The sequence below is a fragment of the Pseudomonas entomophila genome (assembly GCF_013523125.1).
GTDB lineage: Bacteria > Pseudomonadota > Gammaproteobacteria > Pseudomonadales > Pseudomonadaceae > Aquipseudomonas > Aquipseudomonas entomophila_B.
In genome coordinates this window covers 261228-283413 of the sequence record NZ_JAAMQJ010000001.1, presented here as the reverse complement: position 1 = coordinate 283413, position 22186 = coordinate 261228, and the positions used below count along the sequence as shown (strand labels likewise).

Annotated in this window: 20 protein-coding genes; 5 read left to right on the top strand and 15 right to left on the bottom strand. The window is 64.7% G+C overall.

The annotated features are described in order from the left end of the window. Window positions 1-35: 35 nt before the first annotated feature. The 13 genes from nuoL to G7007_RS01145 form a co-directional block, all read right to left on the bottom strand. Window positions 36-1886 carry an NADH-quinone oxidoreductase subunit L gene (gene nuoL / locus G7007_RS01205; protein WP_181098651.1) on the bottom strand — a complete coding sequence of 617 codons (1851 nt, stop codon included), beginning with the start codon at window positions 1884-1886 and terminating at the stop codon, window positions 36-38. Beyond that, window positions 1883-2191 (bottom strand): NADH-quinone oxidoreductase subunit NuoK, encoded by a 309-nt coding sequence (gene nuoK, locus G7007_RS01200; protein WP_060393339.1) that lies wholly within the window; start codon window positions 2189-2191, stop codon window positions 1883-1885. Before nuoK ends, nuoL begins: the two co-directional genes overlap by 4 nt. A 3-nt stretch (window positions 2192-2194) precedes the next feature. Further along, on the bottom strand, window positions 2195-2695 hold the full coding sequence (gene nuoJ, locus G7007_RS01195) for an NADH-quinone oxidoreductase subunit J (RefSeq protein WP_060393340.1): 501 nt from the start codon (window positions 2693-2695) through the stop codon (window positions 2195-2197). A 10-nt stretch (window positions 2696-2705) separates the two neighbouring features. Next, on the bottom strand, window positions 2706-3254 hold the full coding sequence (gene nuoI, locus G7007_RS01190; RefSeq protein ID WP_060393341.1) for an NADH-quinone oxidoreductase subunit NuoI: 549 nt from the start codon (window positions 3252-3254) through the stop codon (window positions 2706-2708). 10 nt (window positions 3255-3264) lie between these two features. Next, window positions 3265-4272: an NADH-quinone oxidoreductase subunit NuoH gene (gene nuoH, locus G7007_RS01185; protein ID WP_060393342.1), complete on the bottom strand. Its 1008-nt coding sequence runs from the start codon at window positions 4270-4272 to the stop codon at window positions 3265-3267. Beyond that, the gene (gene nuoG, locus G7007_RS01180) at window positions 4269-6983 is read right to left on the bottom strand and encodes an NADH-quinone oxidoreductase subunit NuoG (RefSeq protein ID WP_181098650.1); all 2715 of its coding nucleotides are present in this window, start codon (window positions 6981-6983) and stop codon (window positions 4269-4271) included. Before nuoG ends, nuoH begins: the two co-directional genes overlap by 4 nt. Window positions 6984-7115: 132 nt before the next feature. Next, complete coding sequence (nuoF, locus tag G7007_RS01175; RefSeq protein ID WP_181098649.1) at window positions 7116-8477, bottom strand: NADH-quinone oxidoreductase subunit NuoF; 1362 nt, start codon at window positions 8475-8477, stop codon at window positions 7116-7118. Next, window positions 8474-8971, bottom strand: a complete 498-nt coding sequence (gene nuoE / locus G7007_RS01170; protein ID WP_181098648.1) for an NADH-quinone oxidoreductase subunit NuoE — start codon at window positions 8969-8971, stop codon at window positions 8474-8476. Before nuoE ends, nuoF begins: the two co-directional genes overlap by 4 nt. 2 nt (window positions 8972-8973) lie before the next feature. Beyond that, window positions 8974-10755, bottom strand: a complete 1782-nt coding sequence (gene nuoC / locus G7007_RS01165; protein ID WP_181098647.1) for an NADH-quinone oxidoreductase subunit C/D — start codon at window positions 10753-10755, stop codon at window positions 8974-8976. A 77-nt stretch (window positions 10756-10832) separates the two neighbouring features. Next, window positions 10833-11510, bottom strand: coding sequence for a NuoB/complex I 20 kDa subunit family protein (locus G7007_RS01160; protein WP_060393347.1), 678 nt, complete (start codon window positions 11508-11510; stop codon window positions 10833-10835). Between the two features lie 9 nt (window positions 11511-11519). Next, window positions 11520-11933, bottom strand: coding sequence for an NADH-quinone oxidoreductase subunit A (locus tag G7007_RS01155; protein ID WP_060393348.1), 414 nt, complete (start codon window positions 11931-11933; stop codon window positions 11520-11522). Window positions 11934-12502: 569 nt separating this feature from the next. Then, entirely contained in the window at window positions 12503-13828 is a 1326-nt protein-coding gene (gene aceA, locus G7007_RS01150; RefSeq protein WP_181098646.1) for an isocitrate lyase, read from the bottom strand. 457 nt (window positions 13829-14285) lie between these two features. Beyond that, window positions 14286-15017, bottom strand: coding sequence for a secretin N-terminal domain-containing protein (locus G7007_RS01145; protein ID WP_258198419.1), 732 nt, complete (start codon window positions 15015-15017; stop codon window positions 14286-14288). A gap of 347 nt (window positions 15018-15364) precedes the next feature. On the opposite strand from G7007_RS01145, the gene G7007_RS01140 reads away from it, so the two are divergent. Next, window positions 15365-16804, top strand: a complete 1440-nt coding sequence (locus G7007_RS01140; RefSeq protein WP_181098645.1) for a SulP family inorganic anion transporter — start codon at window positions 15365-15367, stop codon at window positions 16802-16804. Between the two features lie 27 nt (window positions 16805-16831). Here G7007_RS01140 and G7007_RS01135 read toward each other — a convergent pair whose 3' ends face one another. After that, entirely contained in the window at window positions 16832-17260 is a 429-nt protein-coding gene (locus G7007_RS01135) for a hypothetical protein (protein WP_181098644.1), read from the bottom strand. Window positions 17261-17433: 173 nt separating this feature from the next. Between G7007_RS01135 and G7007_RS01130 the strand changes: the two genes are divergently transcribed. After that, entirely contained in the window at window positions 17434-17730 is a 297-nt protein-coding gene (locus G7007_RS01130) for a hypothetical protein (RefSeq protein ID WP_181098643.1), read from the top strand. On the opposite strand, the gene G7007_RS01125 is transcribed toward G7007_RS01130, so the two are convergent. Further along, window positions 17727-18983 carry a 2-aminoadipate transaminase gene (locus G7007_RS01125; protein ID WP_181098642.1) on the bottom strand — a complete coding sequence of 419 codons (1257 nt, stop codon included), beginning with the start codon at window positions 18981-18983 and terminating at the stop codon, window positions 17727-17729. The two genes, G7007_RS01130 and G7007_RS01125, sit on opposite strands and share 4 nt — an antisense overlap. 452 nt (window positions 18984-19435) lie before the next feature. On the opposite strand from G7007_RS01125, the gene G7007_RS01120 reads away from it, so the two are divergent. The 3 genes from G7007_RS01120 (at window position 19436) to gacA (ending at window position 22165) form a co-directional block, all read left to right on the top strand. Next, window positions 19436-20842, top strand: coding sequence for an amino acid permease (locus G7007_RS01120; RefSeq protein ID WP_181098641.1), 1407 nt, complete (start codon window positions 19436-19438; stop codon window positions 20840-20842). Between the two features lie 118 nt (window positions 20843-20960). Continuing rightward, window positions 20961-21464 carry a GNAT family N-acetyltransferase gene (locus G7007_RS01115; RefSeq protein WP_181098640.1) on the top strand — a complete coding sequence of 168 codons (504 nt, stop codon included), beginning with the start codon at window positions 20961-20963 and terminating at the stop codon, window positions 21462-21464. 62 nt (window positions 21465-21526) lie between these two features. Then, complete coding sequence (gene gacA / locus G7007_RS01110; protein ID WP_181098639.1) at window positions 21527-22165, top strand: response regulator transcription factor GacA; 639 nt, start codon at window positions 21527-21529, stop codon at window positions 22163-22165. Window positions 22166-22186 lie beyond the last annotated feature (21 nt).

Sequence of the window (22186 nt, the reverse complement as noted above, 5' to 3'; positions counted from 1 at the left end):
GTTCGTTTCCTTTCGCAGAGTCGCAAGGTTCATGGTCATGCCGCCATCAGCACGGCGCCGAGCACCAGCACGGCACCCACGGCGATCGAAGCGGTGTACCAGCGCAGTTGGCCAGTCTCGGTCTTGCTCATGGCCACGTGACCGGCACGCGTCAGCCGCGGAATCAAGCCGATGCCACGATCGACCGGGTCCTTGCGCAGCAGGTGGCTGATCAGCAGGTACGGCTTGACGAACAGCTTGTCGTACAGCCAGTCGAAGCCCCAGGCGGCGAACCACCAGGCCGACAACGCACGCCCGATACCGCTGTTGGCGACGGCGGTGGCGAAACGACGCTTGCCGAGGAACAGCAGGGCCGCCAGCAGGATGCCGGCGATGGCGATGGCGCCCGAGGCGATTTCCAGCGAATGCTTGGCTTCGCCGCCGGCATGTCCGGCGCTTTGCGGCAAGACGCCGGCCAATGGCGGGTGAATCCAGGCACCGATGAAGGTCGACAGCACGATCAGCACGCCCAGCGGCAGCCAGTGAGAGATCCCGTGGCCTGCATGGGCTTCGGTCTTGGCTTCGCCATGGAAGGCGATGAAGATCAGGCGGAAGGTGTACAGCGACGTCATGAACGCACCCACCAGGCCGGCGTACAGCAAGCCGCTGTGACCGCTGGCGAAGGCTTCCCACAGAATCTCGTCCTTGGAATAGAAGCCGGCGGTCAGGATCGGCAGGGCCGCCAGGGCCGCACCGCCTACCACGAAGCTGGCATAGGCCAGTGGCAGCTTCTTCCACAGGCCGCCCATCTTGAAGATGTTCTGTTCATGGTGGCAGGCGACGATCACCGCGCCCGAGGCCAGGAACAGCAGCGCCTTGAAGAACGCGTGGGTCATCAGGTGGAAGATCGCGCCTTCCCAGGCACCGACGCCCAAGGCCAGGAACATGTAGCCGATCTGGCTCATGGTCGAGTAGGCGAGGATCCGCTTGATGTCGGTCTGCACCAGCGCGGCGAAGCCGGCCAGCACCAGGGTCACGCCACCGATCACGCCGACCAGGTGCAGGATGTCCGGCGCCAGGGCGAACAGGCCGTGGGTACGGGCAATCAGGTAGACACCCGCCGTCACCATGGTCGCGGCGTGGATCAGTGCGGACACTGGGGTCGGACCCGCCATCGCGTCGGCCAGCCAGGTCTGCAGCGGCAGCTGCGCCGACTTGCCGACGGCGCCGCCGAGCAGCATCAGGGTCGCCAGCACCATCCAGGTGTCGCCGGCCTGGAATTTCTGCGGCGCCAGCACCAGCAGCTGCTGCACCTCGAGGGTGCCGAGCTGGACGAACAGGATGAACAGGCCGATGGCCATGAACACGTCGCCGATGCGGGTCACGATGAAGGCCTTGAGCGCGGCGTTACCGTTGTTGCGGTTGCTGTAGTAGAAACCGATCAACAGGTACGAGCACAGGCCCACGCCTTCCCAACCGAAGTAGATGAACAGCAGGTTGTCGCCCAGGATCAGGAACAGCATGCTGGCAATGAACAGGTTGGTGTAGGAGAAGAACCGCGAATAGCCGGTCTCGCCGCGCATGTACCAGGACGCGAACAGGTGGATCAGGAAGCCGACGCCGGTGACCACGCCCAGCATGGTGACCGACAGGCCATCCAGGTACAGGGTGAAGTTCGGCGCGAAACCGTCCACCGACATCCATTGCCACAGCAGCTGGGTGTACGCGCCACCCGGCGGCGGCGCGACGTTGAACTGCCAGATCACGTAGGCGGCGACGGCGGCCGACAGGCCGACCGAGCCAACACCGATCAGCGCCGAGAAGTTTTCCGAAAGGCGCCCGCGCGAGAACGACAGCAGCAGGAAGCCGATCAGGGGAAAGACGAAGGTCAGGAAGAGTAGGTTCATCCGCGCATCTCACTGGCAGCATCGATGTCGAGGGTGTGGAAGCGGCGATACAGCTGCAGCAGGATCGCCAGGCCGATGCTGGCCTCGGCGGCGGCCAGGCTGATCACCAGGATGAACATCACCTGGCCGTCAGGCTGGACCCAGCGGCTGCCGGCGACGATGAACGCCAGGGCCGAAGCGTTCATCATCACTTCCAGGCTCATGAGCACGAAGAGAATGTTGCGGCGGACCATCAGGCCGACCAGGCCCAGACAGAAGAGCACGCCGGCCACTGCCAGGCCATGCTCGAGAGGGATTGCAGGCATGAGTTACTCCTTCGCCTCGTTGCGTCCGAGGTGGAATGCCGTGACCGCCGCAGCGAGCAGCAGCATCGACGCCAGTTCGACCACCAGCAGGTAAGGCCCGAACAGGCTGATGCCGACCGCCTTGGCGTCGACCGTGGTGCCACTGATGGCGGCGTTGCTCGGGTTGACGAACAGCACGTAGAGCAGCTCGATCAACAGCAGGGCACCCAGCAGCACCGGCCCGGCCCAGATCCCGGGCGTGAGCCAGCCACGTTCCTGGGCCACCGAAGCCGGCCCCAGGTTGAGCATCATCACCACGAACACGAACAGCACCATGATGGCGCCAGCATAGGCGATCACTTCCAGAGCGCCGGCGAACGGCGCCCCCAGCGAGAAGAAGATCATCGCCACGGAGATCAACGAAATGATCAGGTAGAGCAGGGCGTGCACGGGGTTGGTGCCGGTCACCACCCGAAGGGTGGAGACCACGGCGATCCCGGATGCGAAGTAGAACGCGAATTCCATCTGTCTGTCCTTATGGGAGCAAGCTCTTCACGTTGATCGGCTCGGCTTCGTCCTGCGCGGCGCCTTTCGGCTTGCCGGCGATCGCCATGCCCGCGACGCGGTAGAAGTTGTAGTCAGGGTTCTTGCCAGGGCCGGAGATCAGCAGATCTTCCTTTTCGTAGACCAGGTCCTGACGCTTGAACTCGGCCATTTCGAAGTCCGGGGTGAGCTGGATCGCGGTGGTCGGGCACGCTTCCTCGCACAGGCCGCAGAAGATGCAGCGCGAGAAGTTGATGCGGAAGAACTCCGGGTACCAACGGCCATCGTCGGTCTCGGCCTTCTGCAACGAGATGCAGCCGACCGGGCAGGCCACCGCGCAGAGGTTGCAGGCCACGCAGCGCTCTTCGCCGTCGGGGTCACGGGTCAGCACGATGCGGCCACGGTAGCGCGGCGGCAGGTACACGGGCTCTTCGGGGTATTGCAAGGTGTCGCGCTTGCGGAAACCGTGGGAGAACACCATGGCCAGGCTGCGCAGCTGGGTACCGGTGCCTTTCACGACGTCGCCGATATATTTGAACATGGTCGACTCCTTACTGGGCCGCGACGGCTGGCGCGTTGTACAGCACGAGCGCAGCGGTCACCAGCAAATTGATCAGGGTCAGCGGAAGGCAGAACTTCCAGCTGAAGTCCATCACCTGGTCATAGCGTGGACGTGGGATCGACGCTCGCAGCAGGATGAACAGCATGATGAAGAACGCGGTCTTGAGCGCGAACCACAGGAAAGGCACTTGCGGCAGCAGGTCGAACGGACCGTGCCAGCCGCCGAAGAACAGCGTCACCAGCAGCGCCGAGATGAGGATGATGCCGATGTATTCACCGACGAAGAACATGCCCCATTTCATGCCCGCGTATTCGATGTGGTAACCGTCGGCCAGTTCCTGCTCGGCTTCGGGCTGGTCGAACGGGTGACGGTGGGTCACGGCGACGCCGGCGATGAAGAACGTGCAGAAGCCGAAGAACTGCGGAATGATGAACCACAGGTTCTGCGCCTGGTACTCGACGATGTCGCGCATGTTGAACGAGCCCACCTGCACCACCACGCCCATCAGCGCCAGGCCCAGGAACACCTCGTACGACACGGTCTGCGCCGAGGCCCGCAGGCTGCCGAGCAGGGCGTACTTGTTGTTCGACGACCAGCCGGCGAACAGCACGGCGTACACCGACAGGCCGGCCATGGCGAAGAAGAACAGCAACCCGATGTTCAGGTCGGCCACGCCCCAGGTCGGGGTGATCGGGATCACCGCGAAGGCGATCAGCAGGGCGCTCATCGCCACCACCGGGGCCAGGGTGAAGATCATCCGGTCGACGAAGGGTGGGTTCCAGTCTTCCTTGAAGAACATCTTCAGCATGTCGGCGGCGATCTGGAACATGCCGAACGGACCGACCCGGTTCGGGCCGTAACGGTCCTGCCACCAGCCCAGCAGACGGCGCTCGACGAAGCTGAGCAGCGCACCGCAGACCACCACGGCCAGCAGGACCACGATGGCGCGTACGACGGTGAGGATCACATCGATCACTTCGGGGGTGAACCAGCTCATCGTGCTGCCTCCTGCAGGCCTTCGACGGTGGCGCCGAAGATGGCCGGTGGAATGCCCTCCAACCCTTTCGGCAAGGCGACCAGGCCAGCGCCCAGTTGTTCATTGATGCGCAGCGGCAGGCGCAGCGACTGACCGGCGACCTGCAGGCTGAGCAGGGCGCCTTCGTTGACACCCAGACGCTCGGCTTCGGACGGTGCCAGGGCCACGTACGGCGTCGGGATGCGCGTCTGCACCGGCGCCGCACGCGAGGAGGTCTCCTCGCTGCCGAACAGGTGGAAGAACGGTACCGCGGTCCAGGTGCCACGTGCCGGGTTGAAGGCGCTCGGAACGGCCTCGAACCAGCCCAGGCGATCGCCTTGCGACTCGATCAGGCGCACGCCCGGGTCACCGGCGCGCAGGTGGCCGCCGACTTCGTCCTGAAACTTGTTCCAGGCCTGCGGCGAGTTCCAGCCCGGCGACCAGGCGAACGGCACCTGCTGACGCGGTTCGGCCGAACCGGAGTAGCCTTCCATGGAGAAGGCGAAGGCGGTGTCCTTGTCCTGCGGGATGCGCGGCTCGTGCACGCTGATGTTGGCGCGCATGGAGGTGCGCCCGGAATAACGCAGCGGCTCGCGCGCCAGTTTCAGGCCCTTGATGCGGAACGCGGCGGATGGAGCGGCATCGACGATGCCGGCCAGTTGCGGCGCGGCGTCGGCGCAGGCGCGGGTGACATGGTCGAGCTGCGTCCAGTCCACCGGCTTTTCCAGCAGGGTGGCGCGCAGGGCATGCAGCCAGCGCCAGCCTTCGTGAACCAGGTTACCGCTGTCGAGGAAGCTCGGGTCGAAGACCTGGAAGAAGCGCTGAGCACGGCCTTCCTGGCTGACCAAGGTGCCATCGCCTTCGGCGAAGCTGGCAGCCGGCAGTACCAGATCGGCACGCTCGACGGTGCGAGTGCGCGAATGGTCGGCGACGATCACCACCTTGGCGGCGTTCAGCGCCGCATCGACCTTGGCCGCCGGCAGGCGGGCATAGAGGTCGTTCTCCAGCACCACGATGGCATCGGCCTTGCCGCTGATGACCGCATCCAGTGCCGCATCGACGGACTCGCCGCCGAGCATGGCCAGCCCCAGGCTGTTGGCTTCCGGCACCACCAGGCTCAGGGAACCGTTCTTCTCGCGCTGCTTGAGCGCCTTGGCGATGTTGGCAGCGGCCTCGATCAGCGCTGGCTCGGCCAGCGAGGTGCCGGCGATCACCAACGGACGCTGGGCCGCGATCAGGCGCTGGGCGATGCGTTCGGCCAGGGCCTTGGCCTCGTCGTCGAGACCGGCCACGGCCGGGGCGCTCGGGTCGATGGCATGGGCCACGGCGAAGCCCAGGCGCGCCAGGTCAGCGGGGGCGGCGTGCACGCACTCTTCGGCGACGTCGTCGAGCTTGGTCTCGGCCAGGCTGGCGATGAACAGCGGGTACAGCGCGTGCTGGCCGATGTTCTTCACGGCGGCGTCGAGCCACGGCTGCACCTTCATGCCTTCAGCCATGGCCACGGCTTTGCCCTTGGTCGCCTGGCGAACGGCCAGGGCGACACGGGCGGCGGTCTGAGTCAGGTCCTCACCGAGCACGAACACCGCATCGTGGTCCTCGATGTCGCGCAAGGTCGGCACCGGCAACGGGCTGTCGTTGAGCACGCGCAGCGCCAGGCGCACGCGGGCCAGTTCGCCGGCTTCCATACCGCTGTGGAAGTACTCGGCACCGACCAGTTCGCGCAGCCCGTAGTTGCTCTCGAGGCTGGCGCGGGGCGAGCCGATGCCGACGATGGTACGGCCGCGCAGCAGGGCAGCGGCCTTGTCCAGTGCCGCATCGACGGTCAGGATCGAGCCGTCGGCCAGTGCAGGCTGACGCGGGCGGTCCTTGCGGTTGACGTAGCCGTAGCCGAAGCGACCACGGTCGCAGAGGAAGTACTGGTTGACCGAACCGTTGAAGCGGTTCTCGATACGACGCAGCTCGCCGTAGCGCTCGCCGGGGCTGATGTTGCAGCCACTCGAGCAGCCATGGCAGATGCTCGGGGCGAACTGCATGTCCCACTTGCGGTTGTAGCGCTCGGAGTGGGTCTTGTCGGTGAACACGCCGGTCGGGCAGACCTCGGTGAGGTTGCCGGAGAACTCGCTTTCCAGCACGCCGTCCTCGACGCGACCGAAGTACACGTTGTCGTGGGCGCCGTAGACGCCCAGGTCGGTGCCGCCTGCGTAGTCCTTGTAGTAGCGCACGCAGCGGTAGCAGGCGATGCAGCGGTTCATTTCGTGAGCGATGAACGGGCCGAGGTCCTGGTTCTGGTGGGTGCGCTTGGTGAAGCGGTACCGGCGCTCGTTGTGGCCGGTCATCACGGTCATGTCCTGCAGATGGCAGTGACCGCCTTCCTCGCACACCGGACAGTCGTGCGGGTGGTTGGTCATCAGCCATTCGACGACGCTGGCGCGAAACGCCTTGGATTCGTCGTCGTCGATGGAGATCCAGGTGCCATCGGTCGCGGGCGTCATGCAGGACATGACGATGCGACCGCGGGTGTCGTTCTCGTCGGTGTACTGCTTGACCGCGCACTGTCGGCAGGCACCGACGCTGCCGAGCGCCGGGTGCCAGCAGAAATAGGGAATGTCGAGGCCGAGCGACAGACAGGCCTGTAACAGGTTGTCTGCGCCGTTGACTTCGAGCGCTTTGCCGTCTACGTGGATAGTGGCCATGGTTCAAAGTTCTTCGTTGGCCCGCGTGAGCAGGCGTGGCTAATGGAAAACGGTGGGCCAGCGGCCGACGCCGGTCGAACCGACGGGCCTGCGTGGCCGACAGGTGGCACGGACCACCTGCCAGTCATCTTGTTATGCGCCGACCACGATGGGTCGGGCCAGGTTCGGGCGCAGGGCGTCGCTACCCACGGGGGCGACACCGGCCTCGAACTCGGCGCGGAAGTACTTGATGGCACTGCCCAGCGGCTCGACCGCGCCCGGTGCGTGGGCGCAGAAAGTCCGGCCTGGGCCGAGGAAGTTCACCAGCCCGAGCAGGGTCTCGATGTCCTCTGCCTTGCCCTGGCCTTTTTCCAGAGCGCGCAGCATCTTGACGCTCCAAGGCAGGCCGTCACGGCAGGGGGTACACCAGCCGCACGATTCGCGGGCAAAGAATTCTTCCATGTTGCGCAACAGCGAAACCATGTTGACGCTGTCGTCGACTGCCATGGCCAGGCCCGTACCCATCCGCGTGCCGACCTTGGCGATGCCGCCGGCGTACATCTGCGCATCCAGGTGCTCGGGCAGCAGGAAGCCGGTCCCGGCACCGCCTGGCTGCCAGCACTTGAGGGTGAAGCCGTCGCGCATGCCGCCGGCGTAGTCCTCGAACAGCTCACGGGCGGTGACGCCGAACGGCAGCTCCCACAGCCCCGGGTTCTTGACCTTGCCGGAAAAGCCCATCAGCTTGGTGCCGTGGTCTTCGCTGCCTTCGCGGGCCAGCGACTTGTACCAGTCCACGCCGTTGCCGACGATGGCCGGCACGTTGCACAGAGTCTCGACGTTGTTCACGCACGTCGGCTTGCCCCAGACGCCGACGGCGGCAGGGAAGGGCGGCTTGGAGCGCGGGTTGGCACGACGCCCTTCGAGGGAGTTGATCAGGGCGGTTTCTTCGCCGCAGATGTAGCGCCCTGCGCCGGTGTGCACGAACAACTCGAAGTCGAAGCCGCTGCCCAGGATGTTGCGGCCCAGCAGGCCGGCGGCCTTGGCCTCGTCGATGGCGCGGTTGAGGTTGCGCGCCGCCGTGGTGTACTCGCCGCGCAGGAAGATGTAGCCGCGGTAGGCCTTCAGCGCCCGGGCGCTGATCAGCATGCCTTCGATCAGCAGGTGCGGCTGCTGCTCCATGAGCATGCGGTCCTTCCAGGTGTTGGGCTCCATCTCGTCGGCGTTGCACAGCAGGTAGCGGATGTTCAAGGACTCGTCCTTGGGCATCAGACCCCACTTCACGCCGGTGGGGAAGCCCGCACCGCCACGGCCCTTGAGACCGGCGTCCTTGACGGTCTGCACGATCTCGTCCTGGGACAGCTGCGCCAGCGCCTTGCGGGCAGCGGCATAGCCGTTCTTGGCCTGGTACTCCTCGAGCCAGATCGGCTCGCCGTCGTCACGCAGGCGCCAGGTCAGCGGATGGGTCTCGGCGGCGCGCGCGATGCGGTTGGCCGGGCCGAAGGAAGTGATGGTCATGCGTAACCCTCCAGCAGCTTGGCCACGCCAGCCGGCTGCACGTCGCCAAAGGTGTCGTCGTCGATCATCAGGGCCGGGGCCTTGTCGCAATTGCCCAGGCAGCAGACGGGCAGCAGGGTGAAGCGCCCGTCGGCGGTGGTCTGGCCCAGGCCGATGCCCAGCTCGCTCTGGATCTGGCCGACGACCGATTCATGGCCGCCGATGTAGCAGACCATGCTGTCGCAGACGCGAATGATGTGGCGGCCGACGGGCTGCCGGAAGATCTGGCTGTAGAACGTGGCCACGCCTTCGACGTCGCTGGCCGGGATGCCCAGCACCTCGCCGATGGCATGGATGGCGCCGTCCGGCACCCAGCCGCGTTGCTTCTGGACGATCTTCAAGGCTTCGATGGACGCCGCGCGCGGGTCCTCGTAGTGGTGCATCTCGTGCTCGATGGCCGAGCGCTCGGTTTCGCTCAGGGCGAAACGGTCGGTTTGGATCAGCGTGCTGTTCATGCTTAGCGGTCCACGTCAGCCATAACGAAGTCGATACTGCCCAGGTACGCGATCAGGTCGGCGACCATGCTGCCCTTGATCACCGAAGGGATCTGCTGCAGGTGCGGGTAGCTCGGCGTACGGATCCGGGTGCGGTAGCTCATCGTGCCGCCATCGCTCGTCAGGTAGTAACTGTTGATGCCCTTGGTCGCCTCGATCATCTGGAACGACTCGTTGGCCGGCATGACCGGGCCCCACGAGACTTGCAGGAAGTGGGTGATCAGGGTCTCGATGTGCTGCAGCGTGCGCTCTTTCGGCGGCGGCGTGGTCAGCGGATGGTCCGCCTTGTACGGGCCGGCCGGCATGTTGCGCATGCACTGGTCGATGATGCGCAGGCTCTGGCGCATTTCTTCGACGCGTACCATGCAGCGGTCGTAAGCATCGCCGCCATGGGCCAAAGGCACGTCGAACTCGAAGTTTTCGTAACCCGAGTACGGGCGTGCCTTGCGCAGGTCGAAGTCCAGACCAGTCGCCCGCAGGCTCGGCCCCGTCACGCCCCACTCCAGGGCTTCCTGCGTGTTGTACGCTGCGACGCCGACGGTTCTGCCTTTGAGAATGCTGTTCTGCAAGGCCGCCTTCGTGTATTCGTCCAGACGCTTGGGCATCCATTCCACGAAGTCCTTGACCAGTTTCTCCCAGCCGCGCGGCAGGTCGTGGGCCACGCCACCGATCCGGTACCAGGCCGGGTGCAGGCGGAAACCGGTGATCGCTTCGATCACGGTGTAGGCGCGCTGGCGGTCGGTGAAGGTGAAGAACACCGGCGTCATGGCGCCCACGTCCTGGATGTAGGTGCCCAGGAACAGCAGGTGGCTGGTGATGCGGAAGAACTCGGCCATCATGATGCGGATGGTGTCGACGCGGTCCGGCACCTTGATGCCGGCGAGCTTCTCGACCGCCAGGACGTAGGGCAGGTTGTTCATCACCCCGCCTAGGTAGTCGATACGGTCGGTGTAGGGGATGTAGCTGTGCCAGGACTGGCGCTCAGCCATCTTCTCGGCGCCCCGGTGGTGGTAGCCGATGTCGGGCACGCAGTCGACGATCTCTTCGCCATCGAGCTGCAGGACGATACGGAAGGCACCATGCGCCGAAGGGTGGTTGGGGCCCAGGTTGAGGAACATGTAGTCCTCGTTGGCGCCCTGGCGCTTCATGCCCCAGGCTTCGGGGTTGAAGCGGGCCGACTCTTCCTCGAGCTGCTGCTTGGCCAGGTTCAGGCTGTACGGATCGAACTCGGTGGCGCGCGCCGGGAAGTCCTTGCGCAGCGGGTGACCTTCCCAGGTCGGCGGCATCAGGATGCGCGACAAGTGCGGGTGATCGGCGAAGTCGATGCCGAACATGTCCCAGACTTCGCGCTCGTACCAGTTGGCGTTCGGCCAGATGCTGGTGATCGAGGGCAGGTTCAGGTCCTGCTCGGTGAGCGCGACCTTGATCATCACGTCACTGTTACGCTCGATCGACATCAGGTGGTAGAACACGCTGAAATCGGCCGCCGGCAGGCCGCGACGATGGGTGCGCAGGCGCTCGTCCATGCCATGGAGGTCGTACAGCAGGCTATAGGGCTTGGCGACGTTGCGCAGGAAGACGAGCACGTCCTTGAGCTTGGCACGCTCGACCCACAGCACTGGCATGCCGGTACGGGTTTCTTGAGCGACGAAGGCGTCGGCGCCGAAGCGCGTGTGCAATTCGACGACCACATCCTGGTCGTCAGCCTTGTAAGGCGGAATGTAAATAGCGGTGTCCGCTGTCATGGTCTCGGTCGCTTTCGGTCAACGTAGAGAATGAAGCCAGGCCGCCGGTTCGCAGGAACGGGCGGCAGGTCGCTGGATCAGACTTCGTCGGGGCTGCGCAGGTTGGTGACCTGAATGCGCTGTTCACGTCGCAGGTCTTTCTGGGCGGGCATCTCGGCACGGTAGATGCCTTGATCGCCGACTACCCAGGACAGCGGTCGACGCTCCTGCCCGATCGATTCCTGCAACAGCATCAGCCCTTGCAGGAAGGCTTCGGGGCGTGGCGGGCAGCCCGGCACGTACACGTCCACCGGGAGGAACTTGTCCACCCCCTGGACGACCGAGTAGATGTCGTACATCCCGCCGGAGTTGGCGCAGGCGCCCATGGAGATCACCCACTTCGGTTCCAGCATCTGTTCGTACAGGCGCTGGATGATCGGGGCCATCTTCAGGAACGGCGTGCCGGCGATGACCATGAAGTCGGCCTGACGCGGCGAGGCCCGGATGACCTCGGCGCCGAAGCGCGCGATGTCGTGGGGTGCCGTGAAGGCCGTGGTCATTTCCACGTAGCAGCAGGAGAGGCCGAAGTTGTACGGCCACAGCGAGTTCTTGCGTCCCCAGTTGACCGCACCGCTGAGCACATCCTCGAGCTTGCCCATGAAGATGTTCTTGTGGACCTGATCCTCGAGCATCTGGTCGGTGACGGTGCCGCGCTCACCGACAGGGTATTGCTCGTTGGGCGCGTCCGGGTCGATTCGGGTGAGATTGTATTGCATGCCAAAGCCTCATTGTTTCAGCTTCGCTTGCCGCTTGCGACGACTCTCGGGTGCCCAATCGAGCGCCCCGACCCGCCAAAGGTAGACAAGACCTGCCAACAGAATTGCTATGAAAACGAGTGCTTCGACGAATCCGGTCCAGCCGCTTTCGCGGACGGACACAGACCAGGCAAAGAGAAAGAGGGCTTCGATGTCGAAGATCACGAACAGCATCGCGACCAGATAGAATTTGGCGGACAGGCGCAGGCGGGCGCTGCCGGTCGGCAGCATGCCGGATTCGAACGGCTCGTTCTTGGCGCGGCCCCAGGCCTTGCTGCCGAGCAGGCTGGACAGGCCGAGCATGAAGGCGCACAGGCCGATGACGCCCAGAAGGAAGATGGCGAAGCCCCAGTTGTGGGCGATCAGTCCTGCCGAATCGGACATGCTGAAATCCTTATATAGAGGCCGAGCTCTACAGTCTGAAATAAGTAGCGCAGTGACGACGTGTCGCAGAAGCAGTGACGAAATGTCGCAGCGGGATCGATGGCGGCGATTTTATGGGTAAACCCGGCGCAAGTAAAACCGCCAGGGGAAATTTATTCGTAATGTTAAGAACAAAACGCCTTCGCATCGGGCTCGAGGCCGCGAAACACGGGGATTGCGTAGAAGCGGCGCAAGTCTGTTTCTTGCAGGACGTACTAATGAGTCAGTTATGTAATGATAATTACTCTCATTCTCACGAGTTGTAACTTCAGCTGTCGACTCAAGGAATTCGAAGTTCATGCGGCTACCTCGCCACGCGCGCCAAAGACAAGCCAGCGTTCTACCTGAATTGTCTGGCGTGCATGTCGACCTGGATCAATGCTTGTACGATTGCGCGCTCGCCTGAGGCGTTCCATCGAAAGCATAGACCGCCATGACGAACGGTGCACTGGCACGTGGCCTGGGCGGTAAGGGGAAGGAGTGAAAGCAAGGGCCCGCAGGCGGGCCCTGTTCAAGCGCGGGGGGATCGATCAGTGGAACTGCTCTTCCTCGGTGGAGCCGGTCAGTGCCGTGACCGACGAAGCGCCCCCCTGGATCACCGTGGTCATGTCGTCGAAGTAGCCGGTGCCCACCTCCTGCTGGTGCGCGACGAAGGTGTAGCCCCTGCTGGCGTCGGCGAACTCCTGCTCCTGCAGCTTGACGTAGGCGGTCATGTCGTTGCGCGCATAGTCGTGCGCCAGGTTGAACATGCCATGCCACATGTTGTGGATGCCGGCCAAGGTGATGAACTGGTGCTTGTAGCCCATGGCCGACAGCTCGCGCTGGAACTTGGCGATGGTGGCGTCGTCCAGGTTCTTCTTCCAATTGAAGGACGGCGAGCAGTTGTACGACAGCAGCTGGTCTGGGTACTCCTTCTTGATCGCCTCGGCGAAGCGACGGGCCTCGTCCAGGTCGGGCTTGGCGGTCTCGCACCAGATCAGGTCGGCGTAAGGCGCGTAGGCCAGGCCGCGGGCGATGGCCTGGTCCAGGCCGGCGCGTACCTTGTAGAAGCCTTCACGGGTACGCTCGCCGATCACGAACGGCTGATCGTACGGGTCGCAGTCGCTGGTCAGCAGGTCCGCCGCGTTGGCGTCGGTGCGGGCCAGGATGATGGTCGGCACCCCGGCCACGTCGGCAGCCAGGCGCGCGGCTACCAGCTTCTGGACCGCTTCCTGGGTCGGCACCAGCACCTTGCCGCCCATGTGGCCGCACTTCTTCACCGAGGCCAGCTGGTCTTCGAAGTGCACGCCGGCCGCGCCGGCCTCGATCATGTTCTTCATCAGTTCGTAGGCGTTGAGCACGCCGCCGAACCCGGCCTCGGCATCGGCCACGATCGGGGCGAAGTAGTCGATGTAGCCCTCGTCACCGGGTTGCTTGCCGGCTTTCCACTGAATCTGGTCGGCGCGGCGGAAGGCGTTGTTGATGCGCTTGACCACCGTGGGCACGGAATCGACCGGGTACAGCGACTGGTCGGGGTACATCGACTCGGCCGAGTTGTTGTCAGCCGCGACCTGCCAGCCGGACAGGTAGATGGCCTGGATGCCCGCCTTGACCTGCTGCACAGCCTGGCCGCCGGTCAGGGCGCCCATGCAGTTGACGAAGTCCTTGTCGGGGCGGAAGGACGGGTGCGCGCCTTCGGTGACCAGTTTCCAGAGTTTCTCGGCGCCCAGCCGGGCGAAGGTGTGCTCCGGTTGCACGGAGCCGCGCAGGCGGACGACATCGGCGGCGGTGTAGGTACGGGTCACGCCAGTCCAGCGCCGGTTCTCGGCCCAGTCTTTCTCGAGGGCTGCAATTTGCTGTTCGCGTGTCAGTGCCATGGGATCAACCTCGTCGCATCAGTCTTGGAGTTATGTACCGAGGCTCGACGTCCTGATCGGCTGACGCGGTTCGACGGCAGTGGCGGCGCAGGGAGGTGTTCTGAAGGGCAGGGCATGATCGGAGGGCGAGCGCATCCCGGGCAGGCGAACGTGAGACGTCCTGCGGGCGGTATGACGCGATTGCCGGTTACTGCTCGATCCGCTTTCGTTCCTTGAGACAACGTTCTCTGTGCAGCCGCAATCCGATCGAACCGCCTCGTGGGCCGTGTGGGTGGGCAGCCTTGCGGTGGAAGGTGCCTGCCCAGGGCTTTGCAAAGCCCGTGATCAGCGTGAGCGAGGCCATCATGCCCAAGGAGAAAATCGCCTGTCAACGGTTTTGTAGTGAAAAAATTAAGGCACTACATCTTTGGTCGTAGACGACTTGCCGGTCACCTTCCGAAGCTCAGGTCGCGTATGCTCAGGGGATCACATCCACCTTGACCCTAAGCGAGACGTCCCGGCTACGGTGGGTGCTGTAGGTATAGGCCGAATCGGCCGAACGATACTGCGACTGCCCGTTGTTGCCACCCAGGTAGAGCCATTCGCCCAGTGGCCCGCTGAGTGTGGTGTCGCTGCTTTGAACGTTCACTACATCCTGACGTTCGCGGCTGATGTGATCGTTATTGGTGCTGATCTTCACGTGAACCGTATTGCCTGACACGGTGGGCGTCACGTAGAAACCCTGGGTGACGTTGCGGTACTCGGTGGTGGTTTGCGCGCCATAGGCGGTCGCCGTGCCGGTGGTGATGGGGACGCTCTGGCCCACCTGGATCAAGGCCGTCTGGCCGTCGGTGGTCTGGACCTGTTGAAGGCCGCCTTCGCGGTTGCTCGTGCCGTACTCGATGATCTGCGCCGACCCGCGTCGATCCTGGCTCTGGGTGTCATCGGTGTCGACGCTGACCAGCAGGCGCCTGGCGCGGGTATCGAGCTGGCGCACTAGCGCACGGACCTCTTCGATACGCTCCGCACTGGCGTTGACGATCAGCTTGTCTTCGAACACGCTCACCGTTCCCTCGCGTCCCAGGGCGGACTGGGCGGCCGGCAGCAGCTCGGTCCCTGTGCGGTGCTGCAAGGCGATGACTTCGGAAGCGGCCTGGGCGTGCAGGCTGGCAAAGGCTGACAGGCAGGCCAGAAAAAGACGTCGTTTCATGTCCAGTACCTCGGCGGGAGGAGAGGGGGTCATCATGGCAAATTCATCGCCGGTTGTATCGCCCGGGCGCGCCACGGCATCGCGGGACCGAAGGCGGCTCGGCAGTACATGCATTCCGGACGTGCCTGTCGTACGACAGCGCCGTGTCGACGAGTCAGTGGTCCAGGTCAGACAAATTCCGTAACATTCACACCTTGTCCTAGCGCTCCAGCACGACTGAAGCCCACGTCTTACTTGCGCGCGCTGTCTTCTCCGGTTGTCGACCCGTCAGGTGGCCTGCCCCTGGCGCCCGGTCGTCCTGGCTTGTCCGTTTACCGGCAGCGCAGATCGTCCATTACAGGAAGCCCATGAAACCCACCCGTCTTCGCGCCGACGTACTCGCCGGCCTGACCACGTCGTTCGCCCTGGTGCCCGAGTGCATCGCGTTTGCCCTGGTCGCCCACCTCAATCCGCTGATGGGCCTGTACGGCGCCGTCATCATCTGCACGCTGACCGCACTGTTCGGCGGGCGCCCCGGCATGATCTCGGGGGCGGCCGGCTCGATGGCGGTCGTCATCGTCGCACTGGTCGTCCAGCACGGCGCCCAGTACCTGTTGGCCACCGTCGTCCTGGGTGGGGTGGTCATGCTGTTGTTCGGCCTGCTGCGGCTGGGCAAACTGGTCCGGCTGGTGCCCTATCCAGTCATGCTCGGCTTCGTCAACGGCCTGGCGATCGTGATCGCCATGGCCCAGCTCGAGCACTTCAAGCAGGGCGAGCACTGGCTCAGTGGCGCGCCGCTGTACCTGATGATCGGGTTGGTCGCATTGACCATGCTGGTGGTGTACGTCTTGCCGAAGCTGACCCGGGCCGTGCCGCCTGCACTGGTGGCGATCCTCGGCGTGGGCCTGCTGGTCTACCTGCTCGACCTGCCGACGCGCACCTTGGGCGACATGGCGCACATCGCCGGCGGTCTGCCGGCCCTGGCCTGGCCTGACGTGCCCTGGAGCCTGGAGACCCTGCGCATCATCGCCCCGTACGCCGTGCTCATGGCCATGGTCGGCCTGCTGGAGACCCTGCTCACCCTGAACCTGACCGACGAGATCACCGAAAGCCGCGGCTACCCGGACCGCGAATGCATGGCCTTGGGCGCGGCCAACATGGTCTCCGGCCTGTTCGGCGGCATGGGTGGGTGCGCGATGATCGGCCAGACCGTGATCAACCTGAGCTCCGGGGGCCGGGGACGGGTCTCGGGGGTGGTGGCCGGCGTGATGATCCTGCTGTTCATCCTGCTGCTGTCGCCGCTGATCGAACGCATCCCGCTGGCGGCCCTGGTCGGGGTGATGTTCGTGGTGGCGCAGCAGACCTTCGCCTGGGCATCGTTGCGCGTGCTGCACAAAGTGCCTGTCAATGACGTCCTGGCGATCATCGCCGTGACCGTGGTGACGGTGCTCACCGATCTGGCGACTGCGGTGCTGTTCGGCATCGTCATCGCCGCCATCAGTTTTGCCTGGCAGCACGCCCGCGAGCTGTATGCGAGCGGCCACCTCGAGGCGGATGGCAGCAAGCTGTACACAGCCCATGGCACCTTGTTCTTCGCGTCCACCACGCCGTTTCTCGACCAGTTCGATCCGGCCGGGGATCCCGAGCGGGTCACCCTGGACTGCCAGCACCTGACCTTCGTCGACTATTCGGCGATCGCCGCGTTGAAGACCCTGCGCGAGCGCTACGCCAAGGCTGGCAAGCATCTGCGCGTGGTGCACCTGTCGGAGCGCTGCAAGAAGCTGCTCAAGCGCGCCGGGGAGCATTGATCCACGGGTGATGACGCTGCGCGGACGTCAGTCGCCGACGGCTTGCAGGTGCCAGGTACCGGCGTCCTCGCGTGCCAGCCCACTGGCCGGCAGCAGGGCCAGCAGGCGTTCGTGCAGGCTGGCGTCGGTAAAGCCTTTCACGGTGTCGATCTCGAGCTCGCCGCGGGCATTCAGGTCGGTCTTGGTATAGGACAGCCATGCTTTCTTCAGGGCCTGCAGCACGTCGCTGCCTGCCGTCATCGCGAAGCGTCGATGCACCGGCTGACCCTGCATCACGAAGGTGTGCCGATAGGTGTAAGTGCTGTCGTCGCCTTGCAGTTCCAGGCAGCGGTGGCAGCGGCACGGACCGTCGCCGAAGGCGTTGCGCAGGTAAGTGTTGAAGTCGACCACAGGCTTGAGGGCCAGGCGTTTGTCGGTCTCGAACAGGTCGGCGATCAGGGGTGGCTCGGCGCTCACGGGCGATCCTCATGGTGGTAGGGCGGGCTTCGGCGCGCACCCTAGCAGATCGCGCCAGGGGAGGCCATGACGGCGACGCCGCAGCCCAGGCTCGCCTATCGGCGCGCACTGGCATACCCTACGCACCTTCCGGCACCGCAGTGCCGTCCATTGCACCCCATGAGGTAGATCGCTTGAGTCAGTTCCCGTACACCGCCACCGTGACCATCAGTGCAGAATCCCACGGGGGCGAGGTCGAGGCCGTCGAGAACACGGCCATGCGCATCGGGCTGGAAGCCGTGACCGAAACCCTGAAAAAAGCCCACTTCATCGGCACGCTGGCCGCGCCGGACGGTGCGACCCACATCTGCGTCACCCTGGAGAACGGGCTGAGCTACTACGGCCCGATCGTCAACGGGCACGCCGAGCTCGAAGGGGGCTGGATCGCCTTCGAGTCGGACATGCTGACGCCTCAGGAGCTGGGGCTCTAAACGCTTTCCAGCTCGCCCAGGCACTGCTCGAGAATGTCCAGGCCCTCCTCGAGCACTGCAGGCTCGATGGTCAAGGGCGCCAGCAGGCGCACGATATGCCGGGCCTTGCCGCTGGGCATCAACAGCAACCCCCGCGCTCGGGCCAGGGTCAGCAACCGGGCCAGTTGCGCCGGTGCCGGCTTGCCCTCGGCATCGACGATCTCGAGCCCGCGCATGGCGCCCACGCCGGTCAGCCGGCCCAGGGGCGAGGTCAGGCCCTGCTCGACCCAGCGTTCGTAGCGTGTGGCGATGGCCTGGGCCTGGCGCTCGCCCCAGGTCGCCAGGTGCTCGTCGCTCATCTGCGCCAGGCTTGCCAGCGCTGCCGCGCAGGCGATCGGGTTGCCCGAGTAGGTGCCCCCCAGTCCGCCCTTGGGCAGCGCGTCCAGCAGCGCACGCCGGCCCAGTACCGCGCCGAGGGGCATGCCGCCCGCGATGCTCTTGGCCAGCAACAGCAGGTCCGGCTCGATCCCCAGGCGCGGGAAGTCGAAGCGCTGGCCCGTGCGGCCGAAGCCTGACTGGATCTCATCGACGATGATCAGGATGCCGTGATCGTCGCAGAAGCGTCGCAGCGCCTGGGCGAAGGCCGGGTCCAGCGCCAGGAAGCCCCCTTCGCCCTGCACCGGCTCCAGGATGAACGCGGCCACGTCCTCTACTGACAGTTCCACGCTGAACAGCCGTTCCAGTGCCGCCCAGGCCTGGGCACAGGTCACGCCGCTGTCGGCACTGGGGTAGGGCAGGTGATAGGCCGGCCCAGGCAGTTCGCCGACACGTTGCTTGTAAGGCGCGACCTTGCCATTGAGGTTGAGCGTTGCCAGGGTTCGCCCGTGGAAGGCACCGTCGAAGGCGATGATCGCGCGCTTGCCGGTGGCGCCGCGCACGATCTTCAGTGCGTTCTCAGCGGCCTCCGCGCCACTGTTGGTCAGCATGCCGGCCACCGGGTACGACACCGGCACGAAGGCGCCGAGCCGCTCCATCAGGGTCAGGTAGAGCTGATGGGGCGCGGCGTTGAACGCAGCGTGCGTCAGGCGCGTGGCCTGGTCCTGGATGGCTGCCACCACGGCCGGGTTGCAATGCCCCAGGTTGAGCACGCCGATGCCGCCGATGAAGTCGATGTAGCGCGTGCCCGCCGTGTCCCAGACTTCGGCATTGCGACCGTAGGAGAGGGTGATGGGGTGCACGATGGCGAGGGATGCGCTGATGCTTTCCGGGTTCATGAGTGCCTGGGCCTGGATCGAGGAAGGCCTCCATCGAACCCTGGCACGGCCGGTGGGTGCAAACGAATAATTGGATTGCAGTCATTCCTTCGAGTCGTGAATGAATGTACGTGGCTTGATTTGAACTGAGCGGTTGCTTGCTGTTGGAGCCATCCATTCCCTGTGGGAATTACATGCGTCCAAAAGGTCGTTTGTTGGCCTGCGCAACGTGACGGGATACTGACCTGCATCAACGATGACAATCCGCCAGCGATGCAGGAGTGAGAACAAGATGGTTGTTGATGCGCCTACCTACCCGGATCGACGCGCCAGGTCGCGTGCCTTGGCCGCTGCCGATCGGTCCGTTGCGACGGCTGCAGAACCGACGTGGTCGTCGTACCGCTGACCACATGGCCCTGCCTTTTTCGTCGATCCACCGCCGCCCCGGGCGGCTGCCCACTCGAGGGTTCCCCATGGCTTCACATCCACACAAAAAACAACGCACCTTGCAGCATGGCCTCACCGCCCGCCAGGTGTCGATGATCTCCATCGCTGGGATCATCGGCGCGGGCCTGTTCATCGGCTCGTCCAACGCCATCGCCACCGCCGGCCCTGCGATCCTGATCTCCTACGCCCTGACCGGGCTGCTGGTCCTGCTGGTCATGCGCATGCTCGGCGAGATGGCCATCGCCAACCCCAACAGCGGGTCGTTCTCCACCTACGCCAGCGAGGCCATTGGCCCGTGGGCCGGGTTCACCATCGGCTGGCTGTACTGGTGGTTCTGGGTGCTGATCATTCCGGTCGAAGCCATCGCCGGGGCCGGCATCCTGCATGCCTGGTTCCCCGCGGTGCCGTCCTGGGCCTTCGCCTTCCTGATCATGCTCGTACTGTCGGGCAGCAACCTGGTCAGCGTGAAAAACTTCGGCGAGTTCGAATACTGGTTCGCGCTGGTCAAGGTGATCGCCATCGTCGCCTTCATCATCGTCTGTACCCTGGCAGTGACAGGCTTCTGGCCGCTGGCGTCGGTGTCCGGCATCAGCCAGCTCTGGGCGCATGGCGGGTTCATGCCCAATGGGTTCGGCACGGTGCTGGGTGGTGTGCTGATCACGATCTTCTCGTTCTTCGGGGCCGAGATCGTGACCATCGCGGCGGACGAAACCGCCAACCCTCAGGAGAAGATCCGCCGCGCCACCAACCTGGTGGTCTACCGCATCGCCATTTTCTACCTGGCCTCGATCTTTCTGGTGGTGTCGCTGGTGGCCTGGAACGACCCGGCGCTGAAGTCGGTGGGGTCGTTCCAACGTGCATTGGAGGTGCTGAACGTGCCGGGTGCCAAGCTGATGGTCGACCTGGTGGTGCTGGTGGCGGTGACCAGTTGCATGAACTCGGGGCTTTACACCGCGTCGCGCATGCTCTACTCGCTGAGTGCCCGGGGCGAAGCGCCCGTCAGCGTCCGACGCATCTCGGGGAGCGGCGTGCCCACGGTGGCCGTGCTCCTGTCGACCCTGGCCGGGTTCGCGGGGTGCCTGGTCAACTATGCCTTTCCGGGCAAGGTCTTCGGTTTCCTGCTGTCGACCACCGGCGCCATCGCCTTGCTGGTGTACCTGGTGATCGCCGTTTCGCAACTGCGCATGCGTGCCCGGGCCGAGCGCGATGGGACGGTCCTGGCGCTGAAGATGTGGTTGTTCCCCTGGCTGACCTGGCTGGTGATCGGTCTGATCGCCTTGGTCCTGGGCTACATGCTGTTCAGCGATGCCTACCGCTACGAGACCCTGATGACGGTTGGCGTGGCCACGGCGATCCTGGGTATCTATGCCGTCCGCCGCCGACCGGTGACCGCAGCGCCAGCGTCGCAGCGGGCGGAGCAGGGCAGGGCGTGAATACCGCCTGAGTAGCGACCCTGCGCGGCGGCTCCAACGCGCAGGGGTTGATCTTGTGAGTTCGAAAGGTCCATAAAGTCCCGTCAAGCCGACCTTAGCGCCTACCGAGATTGCCGCCATGGACGCACGCCCTGCCGTCGACCTGCTTCCCGCCACCGAGGACGACCTGCCGTTCGCCCGCACACTCACCCAACAGGCCATGCAGCCGTACTACCAGCGCTTCGACCTGGACTGGACCGACGACGCCTTCGACCAGGCCTGGGGCTGGCGCGAGCAGTGGCGGATCCTGCACGACGACCGGCGGGCGGGGTATTGCAGCCTCAGTCAGGACCACCATGCATTGTTCATCCGCGAGCTGCACCTGCTGCCCGAGCACCGGGGCCAGGGCGTAGGCGGGCGTGTCCTGGAGCGTCTCGCCGCCTGGGCTGCCGAGCGGCGCCTGCCGGCCGTGCGGTTGATGGTCTTTCGCGGCAATCCTGCCCGCCATCTCTACCTGCGCCATGGTTTCGTCGAGGTGGGCGAGGACGCGTGCTTCCTGCGCCTGCAACGTGTCCTCGTTCCCGGCACCGTTCGCCTTCGCACGTCGGTGGCGAAACTGCAATTGGACGATGGGATACGCTAGGTGGGCCATGCAAAATTTTGTTAAGGTACCCGGATCCAATCGCTCCATGCCGAGGTGTCTGCTTGATTAGGGTCCTTGTGGTCGACGATCACGATCTGGTGCGTTCCGGTATCACCCGCATGTTGGCCGACATCGACGGCTTGAAGGTGATCGGCGAAGCGGATTCCGGCGAAGCGGCGCTCAAGGCCGTACGCGAATCCAAACCAGACGTCGTGCTCATGGACGTGAAAATGCCAGGGATCGGCGGGCTCGAGGCGACGCGCAAACTGCTGCGCAGTTACCCGGATATCAAGGTCGTGGCGGTGACCGCCTGCGAGGAAGACCCGTTCCCCACCCGCCTGCTCCAGGCCGGTGCTGCGGGCTACCTCACCAAGGGCGCCGGGCTCGAGGAGATGGTCCAGGCCATCCGCCTGGCCTTCGCCGGGCAGCGCTACATCAGCCCGCAGATCGCCCAGCAGTTGGCGCTCAAGCCCTATCAGTCGCAGACCTCGCCCTTCGACGCGCTGTCGGAACGCGAAATCCAGATCGCTCTGATGATCGTCGGCTGCCAGAAGGTGCAGATCATCTCCGACAAGCTGTGCCTGTCGCCCAAGACGGTCAACACGTACCGCTATCGCATTTATGAAAAACTCTCGGTCAGCAGCGATGTCGAACTCACATTGCTGGCCGTCCGCCACGGTATGGTAGACGCCAGCCTCTAACGGCGAATTGTTCAGGTACCC

Bases quoted from the DNA above. Each gene is read 5' to 3' on its own strand.
- nuoL (WP_181098651.1), bottom strand. From the start codon at position 1,886: ATGAACCTACTCTTCCTGACCTTCGTCTTTCCCCTGATCGGCTTCCTG.
- nuoK (WP_060393339.1), bottom strand. From the start codon at position 2,191: ATGCCTGCAATCCCTCTCGAGCATGGCCTGGCAGTGGCCGGCGTGCTC.
- nuoJ (WP_060393340.1), bottom strand. From the start codon at position 2,695: ATGGAATTCGCGTTCTACTTCGCATCCGGGATCGCCGTGGTCTCCACC.
- nuoI (WP_060393341.1), bottom strand. From the start codon at position 3,254: ATGTTCAAATATATCGGCGACGTCGTGAAAGGCACCGGTACCCAGCTG.
- nuoH (WP_060393342.1), bottom strand. From the start codon at position 4,272: ATGAGCTGGTTCACCCCCGAAGTGATCGATGTGATCCTCACCGTCGTA.
- nuoG (WP_181098650.1), bottom strand. From the start codon at position 6,983: ATGGCCACTATCCACGTAGACGGCAAAGCGCTCGAAGTCAACGGCGCA.
- nuoF (WP_181098649.1), bottom strand. From the start codon at position 8,477: ATGACCATCACTTCCTTCGGCCCGGCCAACCGCATCGCGCGCGCCGCC.
- nuoE (WP_181098648.1), bottom strand. From the start codon at position 8,971: ATGAACAGCACGCTGATCCAAACCGACCGTTTCGCCCTGAGCGAAACC.
- nuoC (WP_181098647.1), bottom strand. From the start codon at position 10,755: ATGACAGCGGACACCGCTATTTACATTCCGCCTTACAAGGCTGACGAC.
- G7007_RS01160 (WP_060393347.1), bottom strand. From the start codon at position 11,510: ATGCAATACAATCTCACCCGAATCGACCCGGACGCGCCCAACGAGCAA.
- G7007_RS01155 (WP_060393348.1), bottom strand. From the start codon at position 11,933: ATGTCCGATTCGGCAGGACTGATCGCCCACAACTGGGGCTTCGCCATC.
- aceA (WP_181098646.1), bottom strand. From the start codon at position 13,828: ATGGCACTGACACGCGAACAGCAAATTGCAGCCCTCGAGAAAGACTGG.
- G7007_RS01145 (WP_258198419.1), bottom strand. From the start codon at position 15,017: ATGAAACGACGTCTTTTTCTGGCCTGCCTGTCAGCCTTTGCCAGCCTG.
- G7007_RS01140 (WP_181098645.1), top strand. From the start codon at position 15,365: ATGAAACCCACCCGTCTTCGCGCCGACGTACTCGCCGGCCTGACCACG.
- G7007_RS01125 (WP_181098642.1), bottom strand. From the start codon at position 18,983: ATGAACCCGGAAAGCATCAGCGCATCCCTCGCCATCGTGCACCCCATC.
- G7007_RS01120 (WP_181098641.1), top strand. From the start codon at position 19,436: ATGGCTTCACATCCACACAAAAAACAACGCACCTTGCAGCATGGCCTC.
- G7007_RS01115 (WP_181098640.1), top strand. From the start codon at position 20,961: ATGGACGCACGCCCTGCCGTCGACCTGCTTCCCGCCACCGAGGACGAC.